Raw genomic sequence first — 1,510 nt, 5'->3', positions numbered from 1 at the left:
CCCCGGCGGCCGCCGAGCCGACGCCGGCCCCGCCGGCCTCGCGGGCACCGGCCCCGGCGACCCCGCGCCCGACCACTCCGCCGAAGGCCGCCCCGACCGCGCCCCCCAAGGCCGCCCAGCCCACCCCGCCACCGGCTGCCCCACCGGCCGCCCCGCCGGCCGCGCCCGCCCAGCCGCCCGCCGCTCCACCCGCCCAGCCGGCGCCACCGCCCGCCGCCCCCAAGCCGGCTCCCGCGCCGACCGACTACCCGCCCGAGGGCCCCGGCCCGGACCAGGGGCCCGTGCCGCCGCGCCCGGTCCCCACTCTGCCGTCGCGCCCCACCTCCTGCCCGCCCGGCCAGAGCGCATCCTGGGACGGCTGCCACCCGCTCCCGCCCCCGATCACCCTCTCCTGACCTCCCGGAACCCCCGTCCCCACCCCCACCGCCCGGTTCGCGCCGGGCGGTCCTTGATCCACGGTTAGTTGAATGCTAAATTACCTCTGACGCCAGGGCCCGACACCCCAGGAGGACGAGATGACGACGACCGCCGTTGCCGACAACCCCGAGAAGTCCCGCTACGAGATCACCTCCGACGGTGAACTCGCCGGCTTCGCCGAGTATCACCGCCACGAGGGCGAAATCGCCTTCATCCACACCGAGATCGACCCGCGCTTCGGCGGCCAGGGCCTCGGCGGCATCCTCGCCCGCGCCGTGCTCGACGACGCCCGCGCCCACGACCTCGCCGTGCTCCCGTACTGCCCCTTCATCCGCGGCTGGCTGACCAAGCACCCGGAGTACCACGACCTCGTCCCGGCCGCCCAGCACGAGCGGTTCGGCCTGTGACCGCCGCGACGACCGGCGGAGCCCCGGACACGACGGGCACCGGCGCCGACACCGGCTTCGTCCGCGCCGCGGCCGCCGTCGCCACCAGCACCGCCGACGACTACCGCGTCGACATCCGCTCCGGCCGCCACCAGCTGTCCGCCGACGAGCCCGAATCGGCCGGCGGCGCCGACACCGCCACCACCCCGGTCGGCCTGCTGCTCTCCGCCCTCGGCTCCTGCACCGCGATCACCCTGCGGATGTACGCCCAGCGCAAGCAGTGGCCGCTGACCACCGTGCGCGTCCACCTCGGCTACGAGAAGGGCCCGGAGAAGGCCGTCCGCATCACCCGCCGGATCGACCTCGTCGGCGACCTCGACGACGCCCAGCGCGCCCGCCTGCTCGACATCGCCGAACGGACCCCGGTCACCCGCGCCGTCTCCGCCGGCACCCCCATCGTCCCGGCCGCCCCGCGCGCCTCGACCTCCGGAAACGGGGCCCACCATGGCTGAACCCGAGCTCGCCACCCCGACCGTGCGCGGCGGCCGCGCCGACACCCCGGGCGGCCCCGTCCACGAACTCCTCGCCCCGCGCGAGACCGCCCTCGGCGGCAGCACCGTCGTCCGCCGCCTCCTCCCGAACCTGGGGCGGCGGATGGTGGGGGCGTGGTGCTTCGTGGACCACTACGGCCCGGACGACATCGCGGA

General features: G+C 76.9%; 2 protein-coding genes and 1 pseudogene. All 3 read left to right on the top strand.

Annotation, left to right across the window (positions count from 1 at the left end; genetic code table 11):
- The first annotated feature begins 515 nt into the window (after positions 1–515).
- Positions 516–824, top strand: a complete 309-nt coding sequence (locus ACFXAM_RS38720; protein ID WP_380298628.1) for a GNAT family N-acetyltransferase — start codon at positions 516–518, stop codon at positions 822–824.
- Complete coding sequence (locus ACFXAM_RS38715) at positions 821–1,315, top strand: OsmC family protein (RefSeq protein ID WP_380298626.1); 495 nt, start codon at positions 821–823, stop codon at positions 1,313–1,315. Before ACFXAM_RS38720 ends, ACFXAM_RS38715 begins: the two co-directional genes overlap by 4 nt.
- Positions 1,308–1,510 (top strand): annotated as a pseudogene (locus ACFXAM_RS38710) (pirin family protein); the annotation flags it as partial. The gene ACFXAM_RS38715 and the pseudogene ACFXAM_RS38710, both read left to right, overlap by 8 nt.

Source organism: Kitasatospora sp. NPDC059462, from assembly GCF_042749955.1.
Lineage (GTDB): Bacteria > Actinomycetota > Actinomycetes > Streptomycetales > Streptomycetaceae > Kitasatospora.
Note: the sequence above shows the minus strand (reverse complement) of the source record. Positions and strands in the feature narration are given on the sequence as shown.

Excerpts from the sequence above, each read along its gene's own strand:
- ACFXAM_RS38720 (WP_380298628.1), top strand. The coding sequence starts at position 516 with ATGACGACGACCGCCGTTGCCGACAACCCCGAGAAGTCCCGCTACGAG.